Origin of the sequence: Rhizobium tropici CIAT 899 (assembly GCF_000330885.1) — a bacterium.
In the GTDB taxonomy this organism is placed as follows: Bacteria; Pseudomonadota; Alphaproteobacteria; order Rhizobiales; family Rhizobiaceae; genus Rhizobium; species Rhizobium tropici.
This window is the reverse complement of sequence record NC_020059.1, coordinates 587,409-611,631: the sequence shown is the minus strand read 5'-3', so window position 1 is coordinate 611,631 and position 24,223 is coordinate 587,409. Positions and strand designations below refer to the sequence as shown.

The window sequence follows — 24,223 nt, the reverse complement described above, 5'->3', positions numbered from 1 at the left end:
TCCAAAAAACCACTTGCATTCTGCCATCAGTCTAGCTAGCTTGCAACTACTTGCACTTAACAACCAGTTTCGATTATGATGCAGTTATCACGACGGAGGAAAAGTGATGAGGAAGCTCGTTATCTGGAATCTTATGACGCTCGACGGCTATTTCGAGGGAACCAAGCCCTGGGACCTCGATTTTCACATGCTGGCCTGGGGCGATGAGCTGGAACACTATGCGACCGAGCTTGGCAAGGAAGGCGATCTGCTGATCTTTGGCCGCAAGACCTATCAAGGCATGGCCGCCTACTGGCCGACCGCGACGGAAACGTCTGACATCACCGCCTATATGAACGGCATAGCCAAGATCGCCGCCTCGCGGACGCTCGACAAAGCGGACTGGAATAATACCCGCGTCGTCGGCGACATCGTTGCTGAAGTGAAGAAGCGGAAGGAAGAACCCGGCAAGACCATGTTCGTCTTCGGCAGTGCTGAAGTGGCCGATGTATTGCTCAAGGCGGGGCTGGTGGATGAGCTCAGGATCTGCCTCGTTCCCGTCGTGCTTGGCGCCGGCAATCCGCACTTCAAACCGGCGGCCGAACAACGGCCGATGAAGCTCATCGATTCACGCCCGTTGAAGACCGGCGCGGTGATCCTGCGCTATGAGCCGGCGAATGCGGCCTAGGCCGAAAGATTGTCAAACCGCACGGAATAGATGCGGTCGCGGCCGAGCAGGTGAGCAATCAGGCTTTCCCGCGCGAAGAGGCCAGTCATGGCCTTGTGGCGCAGGTCGAGGCCGCCGGTCATCACGCCGAAGGCCGGCATCAGCAGGCGGGCGCCATCCGTTGCAAAGCACGGGCGGCGCACCGATTTTTCGCGACGCCGAACGGTGGCGGAGGGATGCAGGTGGCCGGCGATCTCGCCGGCCTGCAATCCGGCCTTTGGCTCATGACGGAAGGTCAAACCACCGTAGTGCATCTCGTCGACCGAGTGCCCCGGCAGATCGACCGTGCCGTCCGGATCATGATTGCCGTTGATCCAGATCCATTCGCGGCCGCGGGCCATGTTGACGATCAGGCCGCGAAACTCGTCCGGCAAGTGCTGCGAACCGATGCGATCGTGAAAATTGTCGCCCAGTGAAACGACGAGTTTCGGATCGTAGCGCGAGATGACGGCGGAAAGAACAGTCAGCGTCGCCAGCGTATCGTAGGGCGGCAGCATCATACCACGTCGGGCGAAAGCCGCCCCCTTTTCCAGATGCAGGTCGGAGACGACGAGAATGCCGGCATCCGGCAGATAGAGCGCACCAAGGGGATCGCAAACGGCAGCAACACCATGAATGACGGCCTCAACACCCAGCGCGCTGGCTGTGCCGTTGCCTTGAGCATTCATATCTCGCGCTAGCGCCAGGCGGTTCATCACTTTAGTAATCTACCTTCGTCGTCTGCCTTGCAGCATTCCTATTCCATTGCCTCGCGGATCAGATCGTCGGCCGCTTCCGCAAGCAGCGAATCGTGCGCCTCGCCCGGCACCGGCACCTTGCCGATTTCCAGCATCACCGGCACGGCGAGCGGGGAAATATGGTCCAGCGCGCGATGGGTGATATGGCCCTTGATTCGCTTCAGCATATCCGCAAGACGGCCAATATCCAAAAGTCCGGTCGCCGCATCCTGCCTCGTTGCCTGCAGCAGGATATGATCGGGCTCGTGACTGCGCAGCACGTCATAGATCAGATCGGCCGATACGGTGACTTGCCGGCCGGTCTTTTCCTTGCCCGGATGCCGGCGCTCGATCAAGCCGGCAATCACGGCGCAATTGCGGAAGGTGCGCTTCAACAGGAAGGATTCGTCGAGCCAAGCTTCGAGATCGTCCCCGAGCATATCCTCGTCGAAAAGATCGGAGAGGCTGAGATGGCCGTTGGCGATCATCAGCCCCATATCCTCCAGCCCCCATATGCCAAGCGAATAATCTGTCGCGACGAAGCCCATGGGCTTGGCGCCGGCGCGCTCCAGTCTCCTGGTGAGCAGCATGCCGAGCGTCTGGTGCGCCAATCTCCCCTCGAAAGGATAGGCGACCATATAGGCGCGGCTGCCGCGCGGGAAAGTTTCGATCAGAAACTCGTCGCGCTTCGGCAGCAGCGATTTCTCGTTTTGAATTTCCAGCCAATCGCGCACCTGATCCGGCAGGCGGTGCCGCCGGTCGGGATCGGCAATCATCGCCCTCACCTGGTCGGCGAGATAGGTCGAAAGCGGAAACTTGCCGCCGGCATAGGAGGGAATTTTCGGATCCAGCGAGAAAGCCTGCGAGGCCAGGCATTCGCTCTCGCGGATGCCTTCGAAGCGCAGCACCTTGCCGGAAAAGAGGAAGGTATCGCCCGGTGCCAATTGCTCGACGAAATATTCCTCGACCTTGCCCAGCGGCGCGCCGCCTCTTCCAAGCGAGCCCAGCGCGTTGCGCTTCACCAGACGGATATTCAGCATCGCCTCTTCGACGATCGTGCCGAGATTCAGGCGATACTGCTGCGCGACCTGCGGATTGGAGACGCGCCAGCGGCCATCCGCCATCTTGCGGATGCGGGCATAGCGCTCATAGGTTCTGAGCGCATAGCCGCCGGTCGCGACAAAATCGACGATGCGCTCGAAGGTCTCCCAGGAAAGCTCGGCATAAGGAGCGGCGCTCTGCACCTCGTCGTAAAGCTCCAGCATGTCGAAGGGTTCGGCGCAGGCCATGCCGAGCACATGCTGGGCGAGAACGTCGAGCGCTCCTGCGCCAATGGGCGGCGTATCCTGCGCGCCGGTATAATTGGCATCAAGTGCTCCCTGGCATTCCATGACCTCGAAGCGGTTCGCCGGCACGAGGATCGCCTTGGAAGGTTCATCCATGCGGTGATTGGCACGGCCGATGCGCTGCGCGAGCCGGCTTGCGCCTTTCGGCGCACCGACATGGATGACAAGATCGACATCGCCCCAGTCTATGCCGAGATCGAGCGTCGAGGTGGCAACAACGGCGCGTAGCCGGTTTTCCGCCATGGCCGCTTCCACCTTGCGGCGCTGGCCGACGTCGAGCGAGCCGTGATGCAGGGCGATCGGCAGATTGTCGTCATTGGCCGACCACAGTTCCTGAAACAGCATTTCGGCCTGCGAGCGCGTGTTGACGAAGAGCAGCGTCGTGCGATGCGCCTTCAGCTCGCGATAGATATCGGGGATCGCATATTTGGCGGAGTGGCCGGACCAGGGGATGCGCTCTTCCGTCGCAAGGATCGAGATATCGGGCTTTGCGCCGCCCTCGACAATGACGAGGCCGGCGTGACGCACTTCTCCTGGCTCTTGCGCCGCCAGCCATTTCTGCAGATCCATAGGGTCGGCGACGGTCGCTGACAGACCGATCGTCTGCACGCGCGGCGCCAGCTTGCGGATACGGGCAAGGCCAAGCGACAGCATATGGCCGCGCTTGGAGGTGACGAGCGAATGCAGCTCGTCGAAGACGAGATATTTCAAGTCCTTGAAGAAGCGTTCGGCCTCGCGATTGGCGAGCAACAGCGCCACCTGCTCGGGCGTCGTCAGCAGAATATCGGGCGGGTTGAGCTTTTGCCGCTGGCGCTTGCCAGCAGGTGTATCCCCCGTGCGGTTCTCGACCGTGACGGGCAGGCCCATTTCCGAAACAGGCTTCATCAGATTGCGCTCGATATCGACCGCAAGCGCCTTCAGCGGCGAAATATAGAGCGTGTGGATGCCGGTAAAGGCCGAGCCGGACGGGATTTTCCCGCGCCGGGTGAGATCCGTCAGCGACGGCAGGAAGCCGGCTAGCGTCTTGCCCGCACCTGTGGGCGCAATCAGCAGCGTGCTTTCGCCTGCTTCGGCGCGCGCCAGCAATTCCAGCTGATGGGCACGCGGCTGCCAGCCCTTGTCCGCGAACCAGCGGGTGAAGGGGGCGGGCAAGGCAAGGAGGCGGTCGGCGTCGATCTGGTCCACGGGCTGAATGTAGTTGAAATGTGGAGGATAGGAAGCGGGGAGCTGGAGAAGAGTAAGGATGGGCCGCACGTTCCTTCACCAAGGCCGCTTAGGCCCATTGGCTTCCACACGCACCGTCATCCTCGGGTCAAGCCCGAGGATGACGGAGCCTACTTGCTGTCAGCATTCTTAAGCGAGCATTTTCGTACTCATCCGCGAAACAGCAACGCTATCCGCATTCCCTGCTTGACTCCCATCATAATCATAGATAAAAATTATCCATGATTAGAAAGGCATGAAGATGAAGCTGGGAGACGGCGTCGAACAATCCATTCATTGCGTTGGCATGCTGGCTGGCCTTTCCGATGGCGGCGTGCTGTCAGCAGCTGCCCTTGCCGAATTTCACGGTGTCTCCGTCAGCTATCTTCTGAAGCATCTGCAGGCGCTTTCGGGTGCCGGCATTCTCGATACCGTGCCGGGACCGAAGGGCGGATACCGGCTGGCGCGCAAGCCGGAGGAGATCACCCTGCTCGATATCGTGCTGGCCGCCGAGGGCCCTGCACCCGCCTTCCGCTGCGCTGAAATCCGCCAGCGCGGCCCGAACCCGCTCGAAGGGCGCTACTTCGCCAAGCCTTGCGGCATCAATGCCGCCATGCTGGCGGCCGAGCGCGTCTACCGGGCGGAGCTGGCCAAAACAAGCATCGCCGACGTGCTGACCGATCTCCGGCAGACCGACACGGATGGCGGGATCGCCGCGAGAGGCTGCGCCTTTCTCGAGCTGCATGAACGCAAGACCAGAAACTGAACCTCAATTTAAAACCCAAGGAGAAGACCCATGCATCCGCGTTTCAACTTTGCCAAAGCCTCCCCCGATTCCTACAAGGCTGTCGTCGCGCTGGAAAACTTCGTCCAGAGCAGCGGCCTCGAACGGCGCTTCATCCACCTGATCAAGCTCCGCGCCTCGCAGATCAATGGCTGCGCCTATTGCGTCGACATGCATGTGAAGGAAGCCCGCCATGATGGCCTCAGCGAACAGTGGATCAACCTGATGTGCGTCTGGTGGGAATCGCCCGTCTATGACGATCGCGAGCGTGCCCTGCTCCGCTGGGTCGATTCCGTGACGAAGATCGCGCAGACCGGCATTCCAGATGCCGATTTCGAGCCGTTGAAGCAGCATTTCAGCGAAGAAGAGATTGTGAAGATCACGGTCGCGATCGGCACGATCAACATTTGGAACCGCCTCGCCGTCGGCTTCCGCTCGCAGCATCCGGTGGATGCGGCAAGCAAGGCTGCTTGAGCCTGCTTTCTCTGAGCGTGTTATGGCCAGAGCCCTCCCTTGAACGCCGTCATCCTCGGGCTTGACCCGAGGATGACGGCGTTCAAGGGAGGTCGGCTCGGCAAAAACGCCGCCGGCGAGAGCGCATCCTTGATGCGATACACACCAAAAACCCTCTCACATGGTCGGTAGCTTGGGCGTGGATCCTCGGGTCAAGCCCGAGGATGACGGGCCGTGAGGGTTAGTCGCGGGGGCCTAAGAGGGCCTGAGCGACAGCCGCGCCTGATAAAATTCCAAAACGAAAAACGCGGGGCGAAGGCCCCGCGTCATTTATTGGCTTCCTATGCTTGGCAGGCAAGCACGAAAGCTATCAGGCAGCAACCGAGCCGAAATCAGCTGTCGGAACTTCCGAGATGGTCTTAAGAACCTGCGAAGCGATCTGGTAGGGGTCGCCTTGCGAGTTCGGACGACGATCTTCGAGGTAGCCCTTGTAGTCGTTCTTGATGAACGAGTGCGGAACGCGGATCGAAGCGCCACGATCGGCAACGCCGTAGGAGAACTTGTTCCACGGAGCCGTCTCGTGCTTGCCGGTCAGGCGCAGATGGTTGTCCGGGCCGTAGACAGCGATATGGGCATCCAGGTTCTTGTCGAACTGAGCCATGAGCGCTTCGAAATAGGCCTTGCCGCCGACTTCGCGCATGAACTTGGTCGAGAAGTTGCAGTGCATGCCCGAGCCGTTCCAGTCGGTGTCGCCGAGCGGCTTGCAGTGGAACTCGATGTCGATGCCGTACTTTTCGCACAGGCGCAGCAGCAGGTAGCGTGCCATCCAGATCTGGTCGGCAGCCTTCTTGGAGCCCTTGCCGAAAATCTGGAATTCCCACTGGCCCTTGGCCACTTCGGCGTTGATGCCTTCGTGGTTGATGCCTGCTTCGAGGCAAAGGTCGAGATGCTCTTCAACGATCTCGCGGGCGACATCGCCGACGTTCTTGTAGCCGACGCCGGTGTAGTATGGGCCCTGCGGGGCCGGATAGCCGGATTCCGGGAAGCCGAGCGGGCGGCCGTCCTGGTAGAAGAAGTATTCCTGCTCGAAGCCGAACCATGCGTCTTCATCGTCGAGGATGGTAGCGCGGCTGTTGGATTCGTGCGGGGTGACGCCGTCGGGCATCATGACTTCGCACATGACGAGAGCGCCGTTGGTACGGGCCGGGTCCGGATAGATGGCGACGGGCTTCAGCACGCAATCGGAGCTGCGGCCTTCGGCCTGCATCGTCGACGAACCATCGAAGCCCCAAAGCGGAAGCTGCTCGAGCGTCGGAAATGCGTCGAATTCCTTGATCTGCGTTTTACCGCGCAGGTTCGGTACCGGGGTGTACCCGTCGAGCCAGATGTACTCGAGCTTAAACTTCGTCATTACGCACCTCATAACAGTTAATCAGGCGAAGTAGGAAAAACTTGGCCCGGCGCGCCCGCCGGGAAATCCTCTCTACGATCGGCTGGCAAGAGAGATGCATGTGCCGTGCCAGATCGCATCGACATCTGACCCGTCAGGCAAGATTTTTATGATTCAGCTGCGTTCGGGCCGGATTTCCCGGTGCCAAGCATCAGATTCTTTTCAAATCGCCGCCATGGCTCCAATCGAGCTGCCAAAGTGTCGCAGGCACCACCGGCCCTAAAATGGATTGGAAAATCGGCAGATCAAAGAAGCGGCATCCGCCGCACAATCATCGAATTGCCTATAATTTCATCATTTAGCATTTTTTTTAAGCGGAATGGTGATATTTGCCTTGGGCTTTGCTATATATGAGCTGTCTCTTGAAGCGCGCCCGCTTGAACACCAAAAAGGGAGAGACAACGAATGGCAATCGGTACTCGTCACGAAACCGCAAAGATCTATCAGTTTCCCGTCACGGCTCGCCCCACGGCGCTCAGCCAGCGTCCGAAGGTGAACCTCACCCCGGATATCGGCCCGTCCATTGCGACGGCCGCATTCGACAGCTGGTATCACGAAGCCGCGATCGTCGAATCCGACGAGACCCGCAAGCAATAGATATAAGCTTTACAGCGCTATATAGCGGTCGGAGCGATGATTGATCGCAACGAAAAGGTTGAGGACAATTGCGCCGATGACGGAGCAGATGACCACCGGCGGCGTGGTCACGGCAAAAGCGACCGCGAGCACGCATAGGTCGATTGCAAGCTGCACCAACCCTGCCCTGATGCCGAAACGCTCCTGCAGATAAATCCCCAGAATACCGACGCCGCCGAGGCTTGCCCGATGGCGATAGAGCGCGAGCAGCCCGAAGCCGAGCAGAATGCCGCCGAGGATCGCCGACCAAAGCGCATTGATATGCGCGACATTGAACAGCACCGGCTGAAGGTTGGTCAGCAGCGAGGTCAGCGCGATGGCGATGAAGGTCTTGATGGTGAAGGCCGGGCCGAGCTGTTTCAGCGATAGATAGAAGAACGGCAGATTGACCACAAAGAAGGCCAGGCCGAAATTCACGCCAATTGCGTAATGCAGCAGGAAAGCGATGCCAGCGGTGCTGCCGGTCAAAAGGCCGGCGCTTGAAAGGCAGAACAGCCCCAGCGACGAAATCAGGCTTCCGGAGACGATACCCTGAACATCCTCGATCCACGAATGCCGGGTCGCGGACGTCTTCCAGACACCAAATGCGCTCTTTGCGTTTGCCATGTGCTTTCCCCTGGGTTTCCAGGCTTTTTGCTGGAAGCTCAGGCGACAATCAAGTGAAAATACGTAAGCAATACTGACCTATTTTAAATTCGCAAGATTCGAAATCATCCAACCGATTTCCGGGTAATGAACAGAATGCCGTGAACCGGTTTTCCGCCATCCATGCGAATGATGCTGCGGGTGAGATCCAGCACCGTAAAGCCGTGACCGGCCAATATTTCCCGAACATAGACTTCGGAGTGCGCAAATCGGAGGGAATCACGCAGCACATAACCATCCGGTTGCTGCGCATCCTCGACGGAAAAGGCGAAGATCGCTCCACCGACCGAAAGCTTGCGGACGATCGCCATCACACCTTGCAGATCGCCGAGATACATCAGTACGTCGGCCGCAGTGACCAGATCCGCCCGGCTGGCGGCAAGCTCGCCATCGAAAACGCCTGACAGATCCGGCTCCAGCGAGAGATCGGCCTGGCCGAGATGATCATAGACATTCTTCTCGGCCGCCTTGGCAAGCATGCCCTTCGACAAGTCGTAGCCTTCCAGCCGATCGACACGGGCGCGGATTTCCGGCCCGAGCAGGCCCGTGCCGCAGCCGAGATCGACGGCAAGGCGGAAATGTTTGGGGATGTCGGTCGTTTCAGCGATCAGCGCCGCCAGCTTGCCGGGCACGCTATAGCCGAGCTTCTCGACAAGCGAGGTTTCGAAGCGGTCGGCATAGTCGTCGAACAATCGCTCGACATAGAGGCTCGGCGGTCGGTCCGGCACGTCGGCACCGCCAAGCACCGCAAGCTTCAGGCGGGCGCCGAAGACATCGCCGGCATCGAGCGCCAACACCTCGTTCAACGCTGCGATCGCGCCTGATGCATCGCCGGCCTTTTCGCGATAGGTTGCGAGCGAGAACCAGCCCGCCGCCCAGCGCGGCACCAGCTCCAGCGCCTGCTCCATCAACTCGGCAGCACTCGCGGGTTCGCCGCTCTCGGCAAGCATCTTCGCATAGTCGGCGCGGCGGTCGGCAATGACATCGCCGGAGGAAAGCTGGCTCGGCAGCATGGGTTTCATCCTGTTTGACGCTTGCCTTTGAATGCGGCCATAAAAAAACTCAAGTCCTATTTCAGGCAGACGCTGGTTTACGGTGTAAGCTGGGGCAAAAGTGCTTGCGAGTCGCAAGCGCCGGCCCTATCTCAACACCGACCGACTGCCATCATGGAGACGTCAGCATGTCCGATCAGGTGAACAGATTCCTTGGCGACTCGCCAGGCAGAACGCTGGTGAAGCTCATCATCGTGTCGCTCGTCGTCGGCTTCGTGATGAAGTTCTTCGGCTGGCGGCCCCTCGATTTCCTCTATGGCGTCCGCCGCTTCCTGCTCGATCTCTGGCACAGCGGCTTTGCCGCGCTCGGCGAGTTCGGCGATTATGTGCTGCTCGGCGCATCCATCGTCATTCCGATCTTCATCATACTTCGTTTGTTCAATTACCGCAGCTGACATGACCTTCCAGACCCTGACCTTAACGCGCCGCGATGCGTTGCGCCTCGCCGCTCTTGCGCTTAGCGCATCCGTTGCGAGCTGCGCCACACCGCCCGCCCGCGTTTCCAATATCCCCGCCAGCGACCAGACCGCCTCCGCCCTGCCGCTCGTCAATGCACTGCGCGCCAAGAACGGCTTGCCGCCGCTGAAGGTCGACGCGGCCGCCAGTGCCGCCGCAGTCTATCAGGCCAGGCGGATGGCGGATGCCGGCAAGATGGAGCATCTGATCGGCCTCGGCGACGATTTCGGCAAGCGGGTCAAGACAAGCGGCGTCAAGCTGCCGGCGGCGGAGAACATTGCCGAGGGCCAGCGCGACGTGAGCGCAGCGGTGACGGCCTGGATCAATTCGCCGAAGCATTTGCACAACATGCTCGGCAAATATGATGGGCTTGGCGTCGCTCTGGCTTACAACCCCTCTTCCGGCGACAGGCCCTATTGGTCCATGGTGCTTTCCTCGAACTGAGGAGGCGTAACGTCAAATGGATGTCCAGCAAGCGAGCCGGCGGGTTCTGCCCTTCGACGTGACGCATCGGCTGGTGCTGTCGATCGCGATTCCCATGACGCTCGGCTTCATGACCACGCCACTCCTCGGCCTTGTCGATACCGCCGTCGTCGGACATATGGGCCAGCCGGACGCGCTGGCGGGGCTTGCGATCGGCGCCGTGCTCTTCGACCTTCTTTTTGCCAGCTTCAACTTCCTGCGTGCCTCGACGACGGGCCTGACAGCTCAGGCCTATGGCCGCCATGATCTGCGCGAACAGCAGGCTGTGTTCTGGCGGGCGCTGATATCGGCGCTCGGCTGCGGTATCCTGATCGTCATTATTTCGCCGCTGCTGCTCTGGATCGGTATCAAGCTGATGGGGCCGGAAGGCGGCATCGCGGATGCGACGCGCACCTATTTCTCCATCCGTATGCTCTCCGGCCCGGCAGCACTCGCCAATTACGCCCTACTCGGCTTTGTGCTCGGGCGCGGCCAAGGCCGCATCGGGCTCTTGTTGCAGACCGTCATCAACGGCGTCAACATCGTGCTCGCCATCCTGCTCGGGCTCTATCTTGGCTGGGGTGTGGCCGGCGTTGCCTGGGGTACCCTGATCGGCGAGGCGAGCGGCATGCTGCTCGGGCTTTTCATCGTGCTGCGCGGCTTTGCCGGCGAGGAGCGGCCGGCGCGTGCAGAATTGTTCTCGCGCGCCAAGCTCACGCAGCTCTTCGCGCTCAACCGCGATATCCTGATCCGCACCTTCGTATTGATCGGCGCCTTCACGCTGATGACACGCATCGGCAACAGTTTTGGTGCGGTCATGCTCGCCGCCAATGCCGTACTGATGAATTTCTTTTTGTTATCCGGCTATTATCTCGATGGGCTCGCCAATGCCGCGGAGCAGATCACCGGCCGCTCGATCGGCGCCAATTATCGGCCGGCCTTCGAGCGGGGATTAAAGCTGACCGCACTCTGGTCCTTCGGGCTGGCGCTTGCCGCCGCCATCTTCTTCTTCGCGGTCGGGCCGGCGCTGATCCGCTTGCTGACAACTTCCGAAGAGGTGCGCCTCGCTGCGGAGACCTATCTGCCTTGGGCAGCGATCACGGGCCTTACCGGCGCCCTCGCCTTCCTGATGGACGGCGTCTTCATCGGTGCCACATGGTCACGCGAGATGCGCAACAAGATGCTGCTCTCCTTCGGCGGCTATCTCATAGCGCTCGCCATTCTCGTGCCAACGCTCGGCAATCACGGCCTATGGATGGCCATGAATGCCTTCCTGCTGTTTCGCGGCATCTTCCTGGCCATGGGCCTGAAGAAGCGGGCGGATCAGACGTTCCGGTTCGCCCAGTAATCCAGCTTGGCGTCGCGCAGGTCGCGGATCGAGCCGGCGCGCTCGCGATCGAGCAGCTTCGACATGCCGGCAACGATCTGTGCCGGCAGGCCGGGGCCTTCGTAGACCATGCAGGAATAGAGCTGCACGAGATCGGCTCCGGCCTTGATCTTCTCCAGCGCCGTCTCTGCCGACGACACGCCGCCGACGCCGATGATCGGCAGTGCGGCACCCACGCGGCGGCGCATCTTGGCGAGTATCACGGTCGACTTTTCGAAGACCGGTTTTCCCGAAAGTCCGCCAGCCTCCTTGGCCTGGCGCTGATCCTTCAAGCCATCGCGCGACAGCGTGGTGTTGGAGACGATCAGGCCATCAAGCGCATGAGACAAGGCTTCGGCGGCGATATCGTCCATGCCCTCCTCGGTCAGATCCGGAGCGATCTTGAGAAAGACGGGAATGCGCTTGCCGGCCTTGGCCGCTTCTTCGTCGCGGGCAGAAAGCACGGCTGACAGCAGGGCCGACAGGCTTTCGCGCGCCTGTAGATCGCGCAGGCCCGGCGTGTTCGGCGAGGAGATATTGGCCGTGAAATAGCGCGCGACGGAATAGAAGCGGCGGATACCGGCGACATAATCGGCGACACGGTCGGCGCTATCCTTGTTGGCGCCGATGTTGACACCGATGATGCCGCTGCCGCGGATCGCCTTGAGGCGCTGGAAAGCCGCCTCGTGACCGTCGTTGTTGAAGCCGAGGCGGTTGATGACGCCTTCGTCTTCGACCAGCCGGAAAATGCGCGGACGTGGGTTGCCCGACTGCGCCTTCGGCGTCACCGTGCCGATCTCGGTAAAGCCGAAACCGAGCTTCAGCAATGCCTCCGGCACCTCGGCATTCTTGTCATAGCCGGCGGCCATACCGATGGGGTTGGCAAAGTCGAGCCCGGCCACGGTCTGGCGCAGGCGAGGATCGGCGTTGATACGGCAGGCCGGAACCAGCCCCGATTTCAACGCCGCTATCGACATGCTGTGGGCGGTTTCCGGATCGAACAGGAACAGGCCGCGCCGGCCGAGATCGCGAAAGGCGCCAATCATTCCGCCATCTCCGGAAATACGTGGGCACCGTCATCGCCAATCGGCAGCGGCTTTTCCCAGAGCACGGCCGAAAGCGGCAGTGACGCATAAAGATGCGGGAAGAGATCGCCGCCGCGCGAGGGTTCGAAAACCAGCTTCTCGCCAAGCGCATCGCCATCGACCGCGACGAGCAACAGTCCGGTCTGACCTGCGAAATAGAGCTCGGCGGTTTTCTTTGCCTGCTTCGCGGTGGAGAGATGAATGTAGCCGTCGGTCAGATCGATTGCCGCGCCATGAAAAACGCCGGTTTGTCTGGCTTGCTGCCAGAGCGTATCCGGCACGATCTTGTAAACCACTGGCATGGCGATCATCATCCCTCTGTAAAGCTGTGCTGATAGGGCTTTGCACGAAAACATCAGCCGATGTCCACGGTTTCCGTGATGGATTTAGGGTTTAACGCAGAAAATCCGGAGGATGACATGACGAAGGAATTGAAAATCCGCCTTGCGGCCATGCTTCTGCCAGCCGCTTTTCTTCTCTCCACACCGGTTTTGTCGGCCGAACCGGATGCGGAACGCTTCCAGCTGGAGCGCAGCGGCGATCATTTCATCCGGCTCGACAAGCAGACCGGCGCGATGTCGATGTGCCAGGATCAGGGCGGCAATCTCGTCTGCCGCATGGCCGCCGACGAGCGCACAGCCTATGACGATGAGCTGGACCGGCTTTCCGACCGCGTGACGAAGCTGGAAAAGACCGTCGCCGCAAACAAGGGCTCAAGCCTGCCCGACGATGCCGAGATCGACCGCACGCTCGGCATCATGCAGAAATTCATGCGAGGTTTCATGGGCATGGCGAAGGAATTCCAGAACGAACAGCCGGAGGTCAAGCCGCAGCCGCAGAAGACCTGACGCCGCCGAAACCGCGGGGCGAAAGCACGGGGATAAAGGATCCTATTCCTATGCCGGTCTTTACTCGCCAAAATGCCTCGGTTAACCTTTTCTAAAGAGCAGAGCGCCGGGCCAGCCGGCGCGGATACCGAGCGGCGATGCTGTCACACGAGCAGATATGGGGTGCGATCGACCGGCTTGCGGAGCGGCATGCCTTGACCCCTTCCGGCCTTGCCCGCCGCGCCGGGCTTGACGCTACCTCCTTCAACAAATCGAAGCGGCTGAGCCAGGACGGACGTCTCCGCTGGCCATCGACGGAATCGATCGCCAAGATCTTGGATGCGACCGGAGCAAGCCTGGAACAATTCATGAGCTTTATTCGCCCGGCCGAGCCGCTGACCACAACAGTCGCGAACGGAATCCTGCCTTCCGGCACCTCCATCCCGCTGATCGGCTTCGCCCAGGCGGGGGCCGGCGGCTTCTTCGATGATGGCGGCTTTCCCGCCGGCCAGGGCTGGGACATGGTGGAGTTTCCGGTTGCCGCGGCACAAAGGGCCGGCGTCTATGCGCTGGAGGTGCAGGGCGAAAGCATGTTGCCGCTTTATCGCGACGGGGATATTCTGATCGTCGAGCCTGGAGCCCAGATCAGAAAGAATGACCGCGTCGTCGTGAAGACCCGAGAGGGCGAAGTCATGGCCAAGGTTCTGTTGCGGCAGAGCGCCAAGTCGATCGAGCTTTTGTCGCTCAATCCGGAACACCCCAACCGCAGCTTCGATCTTGCGGACGTGGAATGGATTGCCCGGATCATTTGGGCCAGCCAGTAGGAAAGTTTTCTCGTTATGCGTCGTAATATTTGGCTTGCAAGTGTGGCAGGCGCGGTCGTCGGCTCTTGGTTGACCCTGGTCGCGGTTCAGTTTGCGGGACATGGGTTCGATCTGCATGGCCGTGGCAACTCGACCGCAGACAACAAACCAGCTGCGACGACGCAGAGCGACACCGCCAAGGCCGAAACCACGCTGCCAAAGGCTATCGAGGCGCCCAAGCCTGCCGAAGCCACGAAGGATAAGGCAACGATCCTGGCGACAGCGTCCCCTTCGACAAGCAGCTCCGACAGCAGCCCCGAGCTGTCTGCCACTGTCATGGCGGCGGCTGCCGCGGCGGGTGCAGGCGACGAAGCGAAGGTCGAGGAAACCAAGACGGCGGCGGCGGAGCCAGTGAAGCAACAGGACACCAAGGTTCCAACTGATCCCGCGCGCTCCAACGACATGTCGACGAAGCCAGAGGAAGCACAAGCATCGCCGCCCGCAACAGATACCGTCAACGGCAAGGACACCGCCGCCTCTGCGCCGCAGCCAAATGAGGCCAAGCCGGACAAGACGGTTGTTATTTCATCGGACACAGCATCTTCCGGTGAAGCCAAGACCGATCCCGCTCCGGACAACCGGATACCAGCCGATCAGATCGACAGGCAAACGGCGGCGGCCGAACATCGAACCCTATCGCCGGTGTCGCCGCAGCAGCAGGCCCAGCCCATGCCTCAGCCTGAACCTCAGCCTCAATCCGAACAGGCGGCGATTGATCCCGCATCCAAGCCGCAGGAGCAGACGACGACGATCGAACTCGTCCGTCCCTTCTCTGATCAGGCTGGTATATTGACTATCGGCGGCAGAAGCCTGCAGCTCACCGGTATCATTCCGACCGATGTCGACCGGATGTGTACCGGCCCGAGCGGAAAGGACTGGCCCTGCGGCCAGGCAGCACGCACGGCATTCCGCATGTATCTGCGCGGACGCTCCATCGATTGCGACGTGCCCGATGCCAATTGGAAAGGCACGGCCAAGGGCGCCTGCCGCTATGTCCGGGTCGATCTCAGCGCCTGGCTGGTCCGCTTCGGCTGGGCCGATCCAGAACCGGGTTCGCCGCTCGCGGCTCTCGTCGGTGAAGCCAAGGAAAAGAAGCGCGGCATCTACGGCGACGACCCACGCAAGGGCGGAAAATCGACGCTTGCACCGCCTCCGGCCAAGGAAGACCCGCTGAACCCTATCTGACGCCTTGCTTCCGCCACTACAGTGCTGTGCGTCATTTATGACGCGCAGGCGCTGCAGCACTTTTAATCGGCTGTGTAATTTTGGCCTTAAATCGGTACCGATTTAAGGAATTATGCAGTAGCTTTTGCAATGAGATGCGCGACTTTTCAGTCTGCCAAATTCAAAGGACTTCGCCTGTCATGAACAAGCCGCTTTCTGCTCACGAGGCCCTGATCTACGTCATGGTACTGGCCTCGGCCGTCGACCGCACGATGAACGACCGGGAACTCAGCCGCATCGGAGAGCTCATTCACGCCCTGCCGGTTTTCAAGGGGTTCGACGACGAGAAGCTGATTTCCGTGTCCCGCGATTGCGCCAAGCTGCTTTCGAACAATGAGGGATTGGACATCGTGCTCGAAACCGTGCGCGATACGCTTCCCGCACGTCTGTACGACACGGCCTATGCGCTCGCCGTCGAAGTCGCTTCCGCCGACCTGTCAGTCAAGGCCGAAGAACTGCGCCTGCTCAGCCTGCTCCGCGACCGCCTGGGCCTCGACAAACTGACCTGTGCGGCCATCGAGCGCAGCGCCATCGCCCGCTATCGCAAGGCCTGAGGCATTACGCATTCCGGACGGAAAACCGCTGCGCGGTTTCCTGAAATTGCTGAATCAGTAAAGCCCGTAAGGAAAATAGCGCAGATAGATTTCCTGGAGCCTGCCATCCCGTGAGAGGGTGGCAAGCGCATGATTGATCGCCGCCGTCAGATCGGCATCCTGCTGGCGCAGCATGATGGTCATGCCTTCGCCGAGAAATTGCTGCGACAGGTAGGGGCCGTCAAACAGAGCGCAGCATTTTTCCGCCGCCGGCGACGAGACCCAGAAGGAAAGCTGCAGGCCATCGGCAAACGCCGCATCGACCTTGCCGTCCTTGACGGCGGCCAGAAGCCCATCCTTGTCATCGAAGGGCACCGGCTTGATCGCCGGGAAGAAGGCCGCCAGCATCGCGGCGTGCACCGTTCCCTTGACGACGCCGACCGAATGTCCCGACAGCGAGGGGGCGGTCGTGCCGCTGATCGATGCCTTGAGATTGCGCACGAAGCGGGCCGGCAGCATCAGGAAAGGCCGTGAAAATGCGAAAGTCTTGCGCAGGTCGGGCGTAACCGCAACGCCGGCTATGATGGCATCGCCTTGCGAAGCGGCAAGTGCACCCTGCAATTCACCGAAGGGCAAAGCCTGGATCTGGCATTTGTCCGATATTGCCAGCTCATCGCAGATCTTGCGCGCCAGCTCGACATGGAAGCCGGTGAGCTTGCCGTTCTGATCGAGGAAATTGAAAGGCGGAAAGTCGATCGACGTCAGGAAGCGCAGTCTGACCAGTGAGGACAGATCCGGCTTCGGCAGGCGCTCACGCGCATCGAACAGGATCGGCAGGCTCTGCGGCTTCGTCTCCTGAGCGGCAAGCGGCACGGTGCAGGATAGAGTGATCAAGGCCGCAAGCGCCAGGTGCCGGGCGACTGACATGATCGACGAAAGGCAAACACGCATGGTCTGGATACGGCCTCCGGTCGTGGATGCACATTCTGCTTCACGAATCCGATGTAGCAGAGACAGGCCGCGGGGGGAATATCGCGCTGTTAATGATGACCGAAGTGGCGCCGGGATGGGTGGCGTTGGAGCCTTTTACTTTTTCGGCAGAACGAGCCGTTCAATCTTTCCCGACGGGCTGCCTTCAGCTTCTCCGCGCCGCTTCAACAGTCTCGCCGGAGCGCCGACATAGATGCCGTAAGGCTTGGTCCGGCCCTTGACGACGGCGTTGGCGCCGATAACGCATCCCTTGGCGATATGGGAGCCGCCGAGGATCTTGGCGCCTGCCCCTATCCAGACATCGTCCTCAATGACGATCGGCTTCTTCGTCACGCCCTGAAGGCGGATCGGCTGCGAGATGTCATCGAAATTGTGATCGAAGGAGACGATCATTGCATGGGCGGCGATGCGCACATCATTGCCGATCACAATCCCGCCGCGGCCGAGCAGAATGCTGTAGTCGTTGAAGGAGACATGATTGCCGATTTCGATGCTACCTTCTTGCGCATCGATGATGACGCCCTTGCGGAAATGCACTCTTTCCCCGATGCGGACATCGCCCCGCTTCCAGATGATTTTGGTGCCGAGAGGTACTTTGGTGCTGCGGGCAATCTTCAGCGCACCGCTTCGAAAGAGTGCTCTCAACCTGTAAAACCATGCAATGCCACGCATTTCGACGCTCCTGACAAGGAGCGCCCGTTCTTACATGCTTGTCTGACGCCCGCCTGAATGCGCTACAGATGGCGATGCGGCAGTGCATTCACAAGTGCTGTCCCGTTGCCTGCACTGTTCAGATGCGCGCGGCAAGGCCTGTGATCAACGCAATCACGCCGAAGCCCGCGGCCCCTGCACAGACGGCAACCCAACCGCCGAAATCCCAGGCGGTTCCGGCAAGAGCCGATCCCAGCGCGCCGCCGAGAAAGAATATGCCGACAAAGAGACCGTTGATGCGGCCGCGGGCTTCCCGCTTCAGGAGGTTGACGGCGCGACGACCCAGGGTCTGATCGCCGGTGACGCCGACATCGAGCAAGACCGCGCTGACGCCCAGAAGGATCAATAGCGCCACAGAGTCACCAGACCGTATTCCGCCCACCCAGGCAGCCAGCGCCATGGCGGCAAGTACGATCAGATGCGAGGCCAATGTCGCCGTCCGCGTCCAGCCCCTGTCGCCCATGCGGCCGAAGACAGAGGTCGCCGCAGCTCCGCCGGCGCCCACGAGGGCAAACAGCGCAATGCCGGACTGGCCGAGCGAGAATGGCGGCTGCGCCAGACGTAGGGCGACGGATGTCCAGAACAGGCTGAAGCTCGCCATCATCAAGGCTGCCGTGAAGGCACGCAGCCGCAGCACCGGCTCCTCCCGCAGGAGCCCGAAGAGCGAACTGATCAAGGCCCTGTAACTCGCGCTGATCAGAGGGCGCCGCTCCGGCAGACGCAGGGCAAGCACAGCGGCGAGCAGTGCAAGCGTTGCGGCGCTCAGGGCATAGAAACTTCTCCAGCCCCAAAAGTCGGCAATCAAGCTCGCCAGAGGGCGCGAGACAAGAATGCCGACCATGACGCCGCTCATGACATTGCCGATCACCCGGCCACGATGTTCAGGCGGCGCCATCGCTGCCGCGATCGGCACGAGGATCTGGATGGCAGAGCAGGCCGCTCCCAGCAGGAAGAGGAAGATCAGCAGGCTCCAGCCTGCCGGTGCGAAGGCGGCGGCAATAGCCATGACCAAAGCCGAGAGAAGCATGCGCAGCACAAGCTGCCGGTTTTCCATGAGATCCGCCAGCGGCACCAGGAAAAACAGGCCGGCGGCATAGCCGAGCAGCGAGGCCATGGCCACCAGGCCGGCACCGCTTTCGGAAAAGCCGAGCGACGGTCCGATGATGCCGACCAGCGTCTGGGGCGCGAAGAGATTGAGGATGATGACGCCGGTGGCGATGGCGAACAACAAGGTCGAAGGAGCGGCCGCAGCAGTGGAAACCTCTCCCTCCGGCTCGCTCGTCATGCATTCTGGAACTTGCGACATGAGCTCTCCAATAATCTTTGATAATAAAGATAGCCATGTTTATCGCTTTGTCGCATAATGCAGCAATTGAAATGAACTAATAATGATTATGCGAGTTCAGCATGAACATACATGATCTGGAAGCCTTCGTCGCCGTGGTAGAGACGGGTTCGATCGTTGCCGCCTCCGCGCGCATCAATCTGACCCAGCCAGGCATCACCCGGCGCATACAGAACCTGGAAGACAGTCTCGGCATCGCCTTGCTCGACCGACAGTCAAAGCCCCTACGGCCGACCGCGGCAGGCCGCGAGGCCTATGAGCATGGCCGCCGGGTGCTGCGCTCGCTCGACGATCTCAAGGCCGGTGTTTCGCCCGGCGGCGCGATCAGCGGCGAATTCCGTCTCGGGATCATGCCCTATCTCTCCGAGGCGGCCTTATCCGCTCCGCTTGATGAATTGCGCAGTCAGTTTCCGCAATTGACGCTGCGCATCGCCACCGGCTGGTCGCCGCAACTGATCGAGCAGGTCGCTCATAGCCAGCTCGATGCGGCAACCGTCTGCCTGGCGGAAGGGTTGCAGCCGCCGGATAATGTCGTCGGCGAGATGCTCGGAGTCCATGCCGTCATTCTCGTCGCGGCGCCGTCACTCGGCGTTCCCAGGCAACCGAGACTGGAAGATCTCTCCCGCTTTCCCTGGATTATGAACCAGAGCGGCTGCGGCTTCCGTGCCTTCATTCAGCATCGCTTCGAAGCCGAGCGCCTGCCCTTCGATGTCGGGGTCGAGGCGATGAGCGCCGATCTGCGCATGTCGCTGGTCGCACGCGGTCTCGGTATCGGCGTCCTGACGCCGGCGGCACTGGCGGACAGCCGCTGGCGCAATGCCATCGAGATTGTCGAAGCGCCGGATTTAAGCCCGAAAGTCGTCAACTGGCTGGTGCATCGACCACCGGCCGGGCGGCTGGCGCGGCCGATCGCAATCTTTGGAGAAGCGCTAAAGGAAACGCTGAAGTCGAAGAGACCGCTTCTGGCGTGAAGATTATGGAGCGGGTGAAGGGAATCGAACCCTCGTATTCAGCTTGGGAAGCTGCTGCTCTACCATTGAGCTACACCCGCCTGTACCCTTGAGATGTCCAATAGTTGGCGGCCTCTGTCAAGGCCGCCAAAGTGTGGATCACAGCCGGAAGTGCTTCGAGAGCTTCAGGCCCTGTGCCTGATAGTTCGAGCCGAGGCCCGAGCCGTAAAGGCTGCTCGGCTGCTCCAGCATGTGTTCGTAGATCAGGCGGCCGACGATCTGGCCGTCCTCAAGGATGAAGGGCACTTCGTGGCTGCGCACTTCGAGCACGGCGCGGCTGCCGCGGCCGCCGGCCGGTGCATGGCCGAAGCCAGGATCGAAGAAGCCGGCATAGTGGACGCGGAATTCGCCGACCAGCGGATCGAACGGCGTCATCTCGGCGGCGAAATGCGGGGGAACATGCACCGCCTCGCGCGAAACGAGGATGTAGAATTCGTCGGGATCGAGGATCAGCTCGGTGCGGCCGCGGCTATAGAGCGGCTCCCAGAAATCGAAGATATCGTGCTGGGCCTTCTTGTCGACGTCCACGACGGCCGTGTGGTGCTTGCCGCGATAGCCGATCAGGCCTTCCTTGTCGCCGGCAAGATCGATCGACAGGGCGATGCCGCCACCGGTGATGTTCGGCTTCTTGCTGGCGACCAGCGTCTCGGTCTCGTGCAGTGCCAGCAGCTCGGGCTCGGTGAGCAGGGCCTGACCGACGCGGAAGCGGATCTGCGACAGGCGCGAGCCACGGCGCACGACGATCGGGAAGGTGCGAGGGCTGATTTCCAGATAGAGCGGGCCGGAATAGCCGGCCGGGATCTTGTCGAACTCCTGCGCCCGGTCGGTGATGACGCGGGTGAAGATGTCGAGACGTCCGGTCGAGCTCTTCGGATTGGCCGATGCCGACATATCTTCCGGCAGGTCGAGGCGCTCCATCAACGGCACGATATAGACGCAGCCGGTTTCCAGCACCGCGCCTTCGGAGAGATCGACGACATGCAGCTTTAGCCGGTCGAGCTTGTCGGCGACCAGATGCGAGGGGCCGGGCATGAAGCTGGCGCGAACACGGAAAGCATGCGAGCCGAGCCTGAGATCAAGGCTTGCCGGCTGGATCTGATCGACGTCGAGTTCTCTCTCGCTCGTCAGCCGCCCTGCTTCAAACAGCGCTGCAATGGCCCGGTCGGCCAGAATTCCAGTATTGCGAGCCATCATGCTTCTCTCATAATTTGCCGCAGACAAAACCAAACTCAGGGAATTGACGCAAGCCGTCAACGGCAGTATTGCAACTTATCCCGTGGTGATTTGGCCGGTCGGCTTGCAGCCACGTTAAACAAATGGCTAAAAAGACCGGGGTTGAACCGGTCTGCTTTTGCGACCGGTTTTTTTGTTTTGAAAGTGGTGATGGCATGAGCAAGACTTGGCGCCCCGCAACCCAGCTCGTTCACGGCGGAACACTCCGTTCGCAATTCGGCGAGACCTCCGAAGCAATCTATCTGACCCAGGGCTTCGTCTATGACACCTCGGAAGCGGCGGAAGCCCGCTTCAAGGGCGAAACGGATGGCTTCATCTACGCCCGCTACGGCAGCCCGACCAACGACATGTTCGAAAAGCGCATGTGCGCTCTGGAAGGCGCTGAAGACGCCCGCGCCACAGCTTCGGGCATGGCCGCCGTTTCTGCCGCCATCCTCTGCCAGTTGAAGGCCGGCGATCATATCGTTGCCGCCCGTGCGCTCTTCGGCTCCTGCCGCTGGGTGGTCGAAACGCTCGCGCCGAAATACGGCATCGAATGCACGCTGGTCGATGGTCGTTTCACCGAGAACTGGGAAAAGGCCATCCGCCCGAACACCAAGGTCTTCTTCCTCGAAAGCCCGACCAATCCGACGCTGGAAGTGGTCGATATATCAGCTGTCGCCAAGCTCGCCAACCAGATCGGCGCCAAGGTCGTGGTCGATAACGTCTTTGCGACGCCGCTCTTCCAGAAGCCGCTCGAACTCGGCGCCCACATCGTCGTCTATTCCGCCACCAAGCATATCGACGGCCAGGGCCGTTCGCTCGGCGGCGTCATCCTCTCCGACAAGCAGTGGATCGACGAGAACCTGCAGGACTATTTCCGCCATACCGGCCCGGCCATGTCGCCGTTTACCGCATGGACGCTGCTGAAGGGCATCGAGACGTTGCCGCTGCGCGTTGCGCAGCAGACGGCGAATGCCTCCAAGATTGCCGATTTCCTCGCCGAGCAGACCAACAAGGTCGCCCGCGTGATCTATCCCGGCCGCAAGGACCATCCGCAGGCCGAGATCATCGCCAAGCAGATGAGCGGCGGCTCGACGCTGGTCGCCTTCGAGCTGAAGGGTGGCAAGGAAGCGGCCTTCAAGCTGCAGAACGCGCTTGAGATCGTGAAGATCTCCAACAATCTCGGCGACTCGAAGAGCCTGATCACGCATCCGGCCACCACGACGCACAAGAACCTCACCGACGAAGCCCGCGCCGAACTCGGCATTTCGCCGGGCACCGTGCGCTTCTCCGCCGGCATCGAGGACAGCGCAGATCTGGTCGAAGATTTCGCCCGCGCTCTCGAGCAGGTTTCCGCCTGATATCGGTCGAGCCGCCCGGATTTTCTCCGGACGGCTCGATTGCCTTTAGACAATTGGCAGCTCGTCAGCTGGCGACCTTGAATTCGACCAGGCCGTTGTTCAGGAAGACCATCTTGTCGAACAATTTGAGATCCAGCGGATTCGGCAGGCGAACATCCGCAAGATCGGGCACGGGCTTCAACGCGGGGTCGTAGGAACGGTCGATCTGCGAGATGAAGACGACGATAACGCCTCTGGCGCGTGCAAACGTCTTCAATATCCGAACCTGGATCATTAGTTCCGGATTCTCCCGCTTCTGATCCAGCAGCTGCAGATAATCGACCACGGCCAGCGTGCCAGGCGATGCCTGAGCCAGCCTCTCCACGATATATTCGGCGCTGATGGCGTCCGAATTGTCGAACTCGAATAGATCAGCAAATTCCGCATGATCGGCACCGATGACCGGAAAACGGTCCAGAACGACCTTTTCCGTGTCCTCCAACGTGAAGAAGACACCGCGATTGCCAGCCTTCATGGCTTCGACGGCGAGCCTCAGGCTCATCAGGGTCTTGCCGTGACCGCGCCGTGCGCCGATCAGCACCAGATCGCCCGGGCTTAAACGCGAATACAGCTCGCCGACGGGCACGGCTGAGTTCGTTTTGCTTGCAAGCAAACTCCAGCCTGCGAAACCCTCGACGGCCGCGACGCGATCCAGCGCGGCGTGCAAGGGGATGTTCTGCTGGCGGGACAGGAGCCTCGCCTTACGTTTCAAATGATAAACAGGGGCAGAAAGCCTCATATAAACCTCCTATTGCGAGCAATGACCGCAACCCCTCCTTATGCCAGGCGCTCAAACAGTCGGTTTGGATATCGACGGCCCTGCATGAAATATACTTTCCCGAATGGAGGGGGGAGGCATGGGCGATGCCAGAATCAGATGATAGCCGAAATCCTCCTGCAGGGGAATCTCATGCAAGTCCTGCAAGAGGAACATATAAAAGGAACAGGGGTTATGTGGTCCGGAGGTTTTGATGCCGGGCGATCAGGTTGACCATCGATCACAGAAGTCCACGGACGATCGTGGCAAGCGTTTCCTGAGTACGGAGGATGCGCCTACCTCTACTCCGGCAGATAAGATCAAATCACGGTGACCTATGATACTTGGAGACGACTTCGTTAACCTTCAACATGAACCGTAATAGCTGGAATCAAAACCGTCCCGGCCGCTCACGCAAGATTTCATTACGCCGTTCCTTGACGGAAAGCATCGGTTATAGGATACCGCTAAACATCCTGCACTTTGCGGGAATGGTGGAAAGCGGATAATATGCCGCAAACTTGAAAATGCTGAAACGGCGATGCGGCTTCAAGGAGCGCTCGACGTTTCAGGGCAGTGGCAAGGTGTCAGGCATGTATCGCGCCCTAACACGCGACATCGAGGTGGTTGTAGAGCCGTTTTATCTGGAGGAGCAATCCGATCCGGATGATGACCGTTATGTCTGGGGATACCGCATCGTCATTTCCAACCACTCGAAGGAAGCCGTGAAGCTGGTAACGCGCTATTGGCACATCACTGACATGAACGGCATCGTGGATGAGGTGACAGGCCCCGGCGTGGTCGGCGAGCAGCCGCACCTGAAGCCCGGCGATACCTACGAATATTCCTCGGGCTGCCCACTGGATACGCCGTCAGGCATGATGTTCGGTCATTACCAGATGGAAACGGACGGCGGGGAGCAATTCCATGTCAAGATCCCCGCCTTTTCACTGGATACGCCTAACCTGCTGCGTACGCTGAACTGAGC

General features: G+C 60.5%; 26 protein-coding genes, 1 tRNA gene and 1 riboswitch. Of the genes, 14 read left to right on the top strand and 13 right to left on the bottom strand.

All coding sequences use genetic code 11. The features are described 5' to 3' along the window. Positions 1-106: 106 nt before the first annotated feature. Positions 107-667 (top strand): dihydrofolate reductase family protein, encoded by a 561-nt coding sequence (locus tag RTCIAT899_RS03010; RefSeq protein WP_015338749.1) that lies wholly within the window; start codon positions 107-109, stop codon positions 665-667. Here the strand turns inward: RTCIAT899_RS03010 and pdeM are convergent. Both pdeM and RTCIAT899_RS03000 read right to left on the bottom strand, forming a co-directional pair. Beyond that, positions 664-1,401 carry a ligase-associated DNA damage response endonuclease PdeM gene (gene pdeM / locus RTCIAT899_RS03005; protein ID WP_041677207.1) on the bottom strand — a complete coding sequence of 246 codons (738 nt, stop codon included), beginning with the start codon at positions 1,399-1,401 and terminating at the stop codon, positions 664-666. The genes RTCIAT899_RS03010 and pdeM overlap by 4 nt on opposite strands. 41 nt (positions 1,402-1,442) lie before the next feature. Continuing rightward, positions 1,443-3,953 (bottom strand): ligase-associated DNA damage response DEXH box helicase, encoded by a 2,511-nt coding sequence (locus RTCIAT899_RS03000; RefSeq protein ID WP_015338747.1) that lies wholly within the window; start codon positions 3,951-3,953, stop codon positions 1,443-1,445. A gap of 280 nt (positions 3,954-4,233) precedes the next feature. Here RTCIAT899_RS03000 and RTCIAT899_RS02995 point away from each other — a divergent pair, with 280 nt between their 5' ends. Next, positions 4,234-4,737 carry an RrF2 family transcriptional regulator gene (locus RTCIAT899_RS02995; protein WP_041677800.1) on the top strand — a complete coding sequence of 168 codons (504 nt, stop codon included), beginning with the start codon at positions 4,234-4,236 and terminating at the stop codon, positions 4,735-4,737. 30 nt (positions 4,738-4,767) lie between these two features. Next, positions 4,768-5,229, top strand: coding sequence for a carboxymuconolactone decarboxylase family protein (locus RTCIAT899_RS02990; RefSeq protein ID WP_015338745.1), 462 nt, complete (start codon positions 4,768-4,770; stop codon positions 5,227-5,229). Positions 5,230-5,578: 349 nt separating this feature from the next. On the opposite strand, the gene RTCIAT899_RS02985 is transcribed toward RTCIAT899_RS02990, so the two are convergent. Continuing rightward, positions 5,579-6,619 carry a glutamine synthetase beta-grasp domain-containing protein gene (locus RTCIAT899_RS02985; RefSeq protein ID WP_015338744.1) on the bottom strand — a complete coding sequence of 347 codons (1,041 nt, stop codon included), beginning with the start codon at positions 6,617-6,619 and terminating at the stop codon, positions 5,579-5,581. A 444-nt stretch (positions 6,620-7,063) separates the two neighbouring features. Between RTCIAT899_RS02985 and RTCIAT899_RS02980 the strand changes: the two genes are divergently transcribed. Further along, entirely contained in the window at positions 7,064-7,255 is a 192-nt protein-coding gene (locus RTCIAT899_RS02980; protein WP_015338743.1) for a DUF2735 domain-containing protein, read from the top strand. Between the two features lie 9 nt (positions 7,256-7,264). Here RTCIAT899_RS02980 and RTCIAT899_RS02975 read toward each other — a convergent pair whose 3' ends face one another. Further along, positions 7,265-7,900 (bottom strand): YitT family protein, encoded by a 636-nt coding sequence (locus RTCIAT899_RS02975; RefSeq protein ID WP_015338742.1) that lies wholly within the window; start codon positions 7,898-7,900, stop codon positions 7,265-7,267. 104 nt (positions 7,901-8,004) lie between these two features. Then, positions 8,005-8,952 (bottom strand): class I SAM-dependent methyltransferase, encoded by a 948-nt coding sequence (locus RTCIAT899_RS02970; protein ID WP_015338741.1) that lies wholly within the window; start codon positions 8,950-8,952, stop codon positions 8,005-8,007. A 167-nt stretch (positions 8,953-9,119) separates the two neighbouring features. Here RTCIAT899_RS02970 and RTCIAT899_RS02965 point away from each other — a divergent pair, with 167 nt between their 5' ends. The 3 genes from RTCIAT899_RS02965 to RTCIAT899_RS02955 are packed head-to-tail and all read left to right on the top strand — an operon-like array spanning position 9,120 to position 11,257. After that, positions 9,120-9,386: a DUF6460 domain-containing protein gene (locus RTCIAT899_RS02965; RefSeq protein ID WP_015338740.1), complete on the top strand. Its 267-nt coding sequence runs from the start codon at positions 9,120-9,122 to the stop codon at positions 9,384-9,386. Between the two features lies 1 nt (position 9,387). After that, positions 9,388-9,891, top strand: a complete 504-nt coding sequence (locus RTCIAT899_RS02960; protein WP_015338739.1) for a CAP domain-containing protein — start codon at positions 9,388-9,390, stop codon at positions 9,889-9,891. A gap of 16 nt (positions 9,892-9,907) precedes the next feature. Then, positions 9,908-11,257: an MATE family efflux transporter gene (locus RTCIAT899_RS02955; RefSeq protein WP_015338738.1), complete on the top strand. Its 1,350-nt coding sequence runs from the start codon at positions 9,908-9,910 to the stop codon at positions 11,255-11,257. Here RTCIAT899_RS02955 and RTCIAT899_RS02950 read toward each other — a convergent pair. Next, on the bottom strand, positions 11,233-12,321 hold the full coding sequence (locus RTCIAT899_RS02950; RefSeq protein WP_015338737.1) for a quinone-dependent dihydroorotate dehydrogenase: 1,089 nt from the start codon (positions 12,319-12,321) through the stop codon (positions 11,233-11,235). The genes RTCIAT899_RS02955 and RTCIAT899_RS02950 overlap by 25 nt on opposite strands. Continuing rightward, positions 12,318-12,674 (bottom strand): DUF952 domain-containing protein, encoded by a 357-nt coding sequence (locus RTCIAT899_RS02945; protein ID WP_015338736.1) that lies wholly within the window; start codon positions 12,672-12,674, stop codon positions 12,318-12,320. The genes RTCIAT899_RS02950 and RTCIAT899_RS02945 overlap by 4 nt, the downstream gene beginning before the upstream one ends. Before the next feature lie 105 nt (positions 12,675-12,779). Here RTCIAT899_RS02945 and RTCIAT899_RS02940 point away from each other — a divergent pair, with 105 nt between their 5' ends. The 4 genes from RTCIAT899_RS02940 to RTCIAT899_RS02925 all read left to right on the top strand — a co-directional run bounded on the left by RTCIAT899_RS02940 (position 12,780) and on the right by RTCIAT899_RS02925 (position 15,828). Beyond that, the gene (locus tag RTCIAT899_RS02940; protein WP_041677205.1) at positions 12,780-13,208 is read left to right on the top strand and encodes a hypothetical protein; all 429 of its coding nucleotides are present in this window, start codon (positions 12,780-12,782) and stop codon (positions 13,206-13,208) included. A gap of 137 nt (positions 13,209-13,345) precedes the next feature. Next, entirely contained in the window at positions 13,346-14,011 is a 666-nt protein-coding gene (locus RTCIAT899_RS02935) for a LexA family transcriptional regulator (protein WP_015338734.1), read from the top strand. A gap of 15 nt (positions 14,012-14,026) precedes the next feature. Further along, positions 14,027-15,235 carry a hypothetical protein gene (locus RTCIAT899_RS02930; protein WP_015338733.1) on the top strand — a complete coding sequence of 403 codons (1,209 nt, stop codon included), beginning with the start codon at positions 14,027-14,029 and terminating at the stop codon, positions 15,233-15,235. A 179-nt stretch (positions 15,236-15,414) separates the two neighbouring features. Then, positions 15,415-15,828 (top strand): tellurite resistance TerB family protein, encoded by a 414-nt coding sequence (locus RTCIAT899_RS02925; RefSeq protein ID WP_015338732.1) that lies wholly within the window; start codon positions 15,415-15,417, stop codon positions 15,826-15,828. 54 nt (positions 15,829-15,882) lie between these two features. Here the strand turns inward: RTCIAT899_RS02925 and RTCIAT899_RS02920 are convergent, their stop codons facing one another. The 3 genes from RTCIAT899_RS02920 to RTCIAT899_RS02910 all read right to left on the bottom strand — a co-directional run bounded on the left by RTCIAT899_RS02920 (position 15,883) and on the right by RTCIAT899_RS02910 (position 18,814). Further along, positions 15,883-16,758, bottom strand: a complete 876-nt coding sequence (locus tag RTCIAT899_RS02920) for a transporter substrate-binding domain-containing protein (RefSeq protein ID WP_015338731.1) — start codon at positions 16,756-16,758, stop codon at positions 15,883-15,885. Between the two features lie 135 nt (positions 16,759-16,893). Next, positions 16,894-17,469, bottom strand: coding sequence for an acyltransferase (locus tag RTCIAT899_RS02915; RefSeq protein WP_015338730.1), 576 nt, complete (start codon positions 17,467-17,469; stop codon positions 16,894-16,896). A gap of 118 nt (positions 17,470-17,587) precedes the next feature. Further along, positions 17,588-18,814, bottom strand: coding sequence for an MFS transporter (locus RTCIAT899_RS02910; RefSeq protein WP_015338729.1), 1,227 nt, complete (start codon positions 18,812-18,814; stop codon positions 17,588-17,590). 101 nt (positions 18,815-18,915) lie between these two features. On the opposite strand from RTCIAT899_RS02910, the gene RTCIAT899_RS02905 reads away from it, so the two are divergent. Further along, on the top strand, positions 18,916-19,824 hold the full coding sequence (locus RTCIAT899_RS02905) for a LysR family transcriptional regulator (RefSeq protein ID WP_015338728.1): 909 nt from the start codon (positions 18,916-18,918) through the stop codon (positions 19,822-19,824). A gap of 6 nt (positions 19,825-19,830) precedes the next feature. Here RTCIAT899_RS02905 and RTCIAT899_RS02900 read toward each other — a convergent pair. Together RTCIAT899_RS02900 and RTCIAT899_RS02895 are read right to left on the bottom strand one after the other, a co-directional pair. Beyond that, positions 19,831-19,904, bottom strand: a tRNA-Gly gene (locus RTCIAT899_RS02900). Between the two features lie 58 nt (positions 19,905-19,962). Further along, positions 19,963-21,057, bottom strand: coding sequence for a 2'-deoxycytidine 5'-triphosphate deaminase (locus RTCIAT899_RS02895; protein ID WP_015338727.1), 1,095 nt, complete (start codon positions 21,055-21,057; stop codon positions 19,963-19,965). 72 nt (positions 21,058-21,129) lie between these two features. Next, positions 21,130-21,208, top strand: a riboswitch (SAM riboswitch). A gap of 43 nt (positions 21,209-21,251) precedes the next feature. On the opposite strand from RTCIAT899_RS02895, the gene RTCIAT899_RS02890 reads away from it, so the two are divergent. Continuing rightward, complete coding sequence (locus RTCIAT899_RS02890; RefSeq protein WP_015338726.1) at positions 21,252-22,439, top strand: O-succinylhomoserine sulfhydrylase; 1,188 nt, start codon at positions 21,252-21,254, stop codon at positions 22,437-22,439. 64 nt (positions 22,440-22,503) lie between these two features. Here RTCIAT899_RS02890 and RTCIAT899_RS02885 read toward each other — a convergent pair whose 3' ends face one another. Then, positions 22,504-23,217, bottom strand: coding sequence for a DNA helicase (locus RTCIAT899_RS02885; RefSeq protein ID WP_015338725.1), 714 nt, complete (start codon positions 23,215-23,217; stop codon positions 22,504-22,506). 611 nt (positions 23,218-23,828) lie between these two features. Between RTCIAT899_RS02885 and apaG the strand changes: the two genes are divergently transcribed. Next, on the top strand, positions 23,829-24,221 hold the full coding sequence (apaG, locus tag RTCIAT899_RS02880) for a Co2+/Mg2+ efflux protein ApaG (protein ID WP_015338724.1): 393 nt from the start codon (positions 23,829-23,831) through the stop codon (positions 24,219-24,221). Positions 24,222-24,223 lie beyond the last annotated feature (2 nt).

What these genes read in the sequence shown, in the direction of transcription:
- RTCIAT899_RS02885 (WP_015338725.1), bottom strand. Translation starts at nt 23,217, where the DNA reads ATGAGGCTTTCTGCCCCTGTTTATCATTTGAAACGTAAGGCGAGGCTC.
- RTCIAT899_RS02940 (WP_041677205.1), top strand. Translation starts at nt 12,780, where the DNA reads ATGACGAAGGAATTGAAAATCCGCCTTGCGGCCATGCTTCTGCCAGCC.
- RTCIAT899_RS03010 (WP_015338749.1), top strand. Translation starts at nt 107, where the DNA reads ATGAGGAAGCTCGTTATCTGGAATCTTATGACGCTCGACGGCTATTTC.
- RTCIAT899_RS02905 (WP_015338728.1), top strand. Translation starts at nt 18,916, where the DNA reads ATGAACATACATGATCTGGAAGCCTTCGTCGCCGTGGTAGAGACGGGT.
- RTCIAT899_RS02990 (WP_015338745.1), top strand. Translation starts at nt 4,768, where the DNA reads ATGCATCCGCGTTTCAACTTTGCCAAAGCCTCCCCCGATTCCTACAAG.
- RTCIAT899_RS02955 (WP_015338738.1), top strand. Translation starts at nt 9,908, where the DNA reads ATGGATGTCCAGCAAGCGAGCCGGCGGGTTCTGCCCTTCGACGTGACG.
- apaG (WP_015338724.1), top strand. Translation starts at nt 23,829, where the DNA reads ATGTATCGCGCCCTAACACGCGACATCGAGGTGGTTGTAGAGCCGTTT.
- RTCIAT899_RS02985 (WP_015338744.1), bottom strand. Translation starts at nt 6,619, where the DNA reads ATGACGAAGTTTAAGCTCGAGTACATCTGGCTCGACGGGTACACCCCG.
- RTCIAT899_RS02915 (WP_015338730.1), bottom strand. Translation starts at nt 17,469, where the DNA reads ATGCGTGGCATTGCATGGTTTTACAGGTTGAGAGCACTCTTTCGAAGC.
- RTCIAT899_RS02935 (WP_015338734.1), top strand. Translation starts at nt 13,346, where the DNA reads ATGCTGTCACACGAGCAGATATGGGGTGCGATCGACCGGCTTGCGGAG.
- RTCIAT899_RS02950 (WP_015338737.1), bottom strand. Translation starts at nt 12,321, where the DNA reads ATGATTGGCGCCTTTCGCGATCTCGGCCGGCGCGGCCTGTTCCTGTTC.
- RTCIAT899_RS02980 (WP_015338743.1), top strand. Translation starts at nt 7,064, where the DNA reads ATGGCAATCGGTACTCGTCACGAAACCGCAAAGATCTATCAGTTTCCC.
- RTCIAT899_RS02995 (WP_041677800.1), top strand. Translation starts at nt 4,234, where the DNA reads ATGAAGCTGGGAGACGGCGTCGAACAATCCATTCATTGCGTTGGCATG.
- RTCIAT899_RS02920 (WP_015338731.1), bottom strand. Translation starts at nt 16,758, where the DNA reads ATGCGTGTTTGCCTTTCGTCGATCATGTCAGTCGCCCGGCACCTGGCG.
- RTCIAT899_RS02890 (WP_015338726.1), top strand. Translation starts at nt 21,252, where the DNA reads ATGAGCAAGACTTGGCGCCCCGCAACCCAGCTCGTTCACGGCGGAACA.
- RTCIAT899_RS02930 (WP_015338733.1), top strand. Translation starts at nt 14,027, where the DNA reads ATGCGTCGTAATATTTGGCTTGCAAGTGTGGCAGGCGCGGTCGTCGGC.
- RTCIAT899_RS02975 (WP_015338742.1), bottom strand. Translation starts at nt 7,900, where the DNA reads ATGGCAAACGCAAAGAGCGCATTTGGTGTCTGGAAGACGTCCGCGACC.
- RTCIAT899_RS02970 (WP_015338741.1), bottom strand. Translation starts at nt 8,952, where the DNA reads ATGCTGCCGAGCCAGCTTTCCTCCGGCGATGTCATTGCCGACCGCCGC.
- RTCIAT899_RS02960 (WP_015338739.1), top strand. Translation starts at nt 9,388, where the DNA reads ATGACCTTCCAGACCCTGACCTTAACGCGCCGCGATGCGTTGCGCCTC.
- RTCIAT899_RS02910 (WP_015338729.1), bottom strand. Translation starts at nt 18,814, where the DNA reads ATGTCGCAAGTTCCAGAATGCATGACGAGCGAGCCGGAGGGAGAGGTT.
- RTCIAT899_RS02925 (WP_015338732.1), top strand. Translation starts at nt 15,415, where the DNA reads ATGAACAAGCCGCTTTCTGCTCACGAGGCCCTGATCTACGTCATGGTA.
- pdeM (WP_041677207.1), bottom strand. Translation starts at nt 1,401, where the DNA reads ATGAACCGCCTGGCGCTAGCGCGAGATATGAATGCTCAAGGCAACGGC.
- RTCIAT899_RS02895 (WP_015338727.1), bottom strand. Translation starts at nt 21,057, where the DNA reads ATGATGGCTCGCAATACTGGAATTCTGGCCGACCGGGCCATTGCAGCG.
- RTCIAT899_RS02965 (WP_015338740.1), top strand. Translation starts at nt 9,120, where the DNA reads ATGTCCGATCAGGTGAACAGATTCCTTGGCGACTCGCCAGGCAGAACG.
- RTCIAT899_RS02945 (WP_015338736.1), bottom strand. Translation starts at nt 12,674, where the DNA reads ATGATGATCGCCATGCCAGTGGTTTACAAGATCGTGCCGGATACGCTC.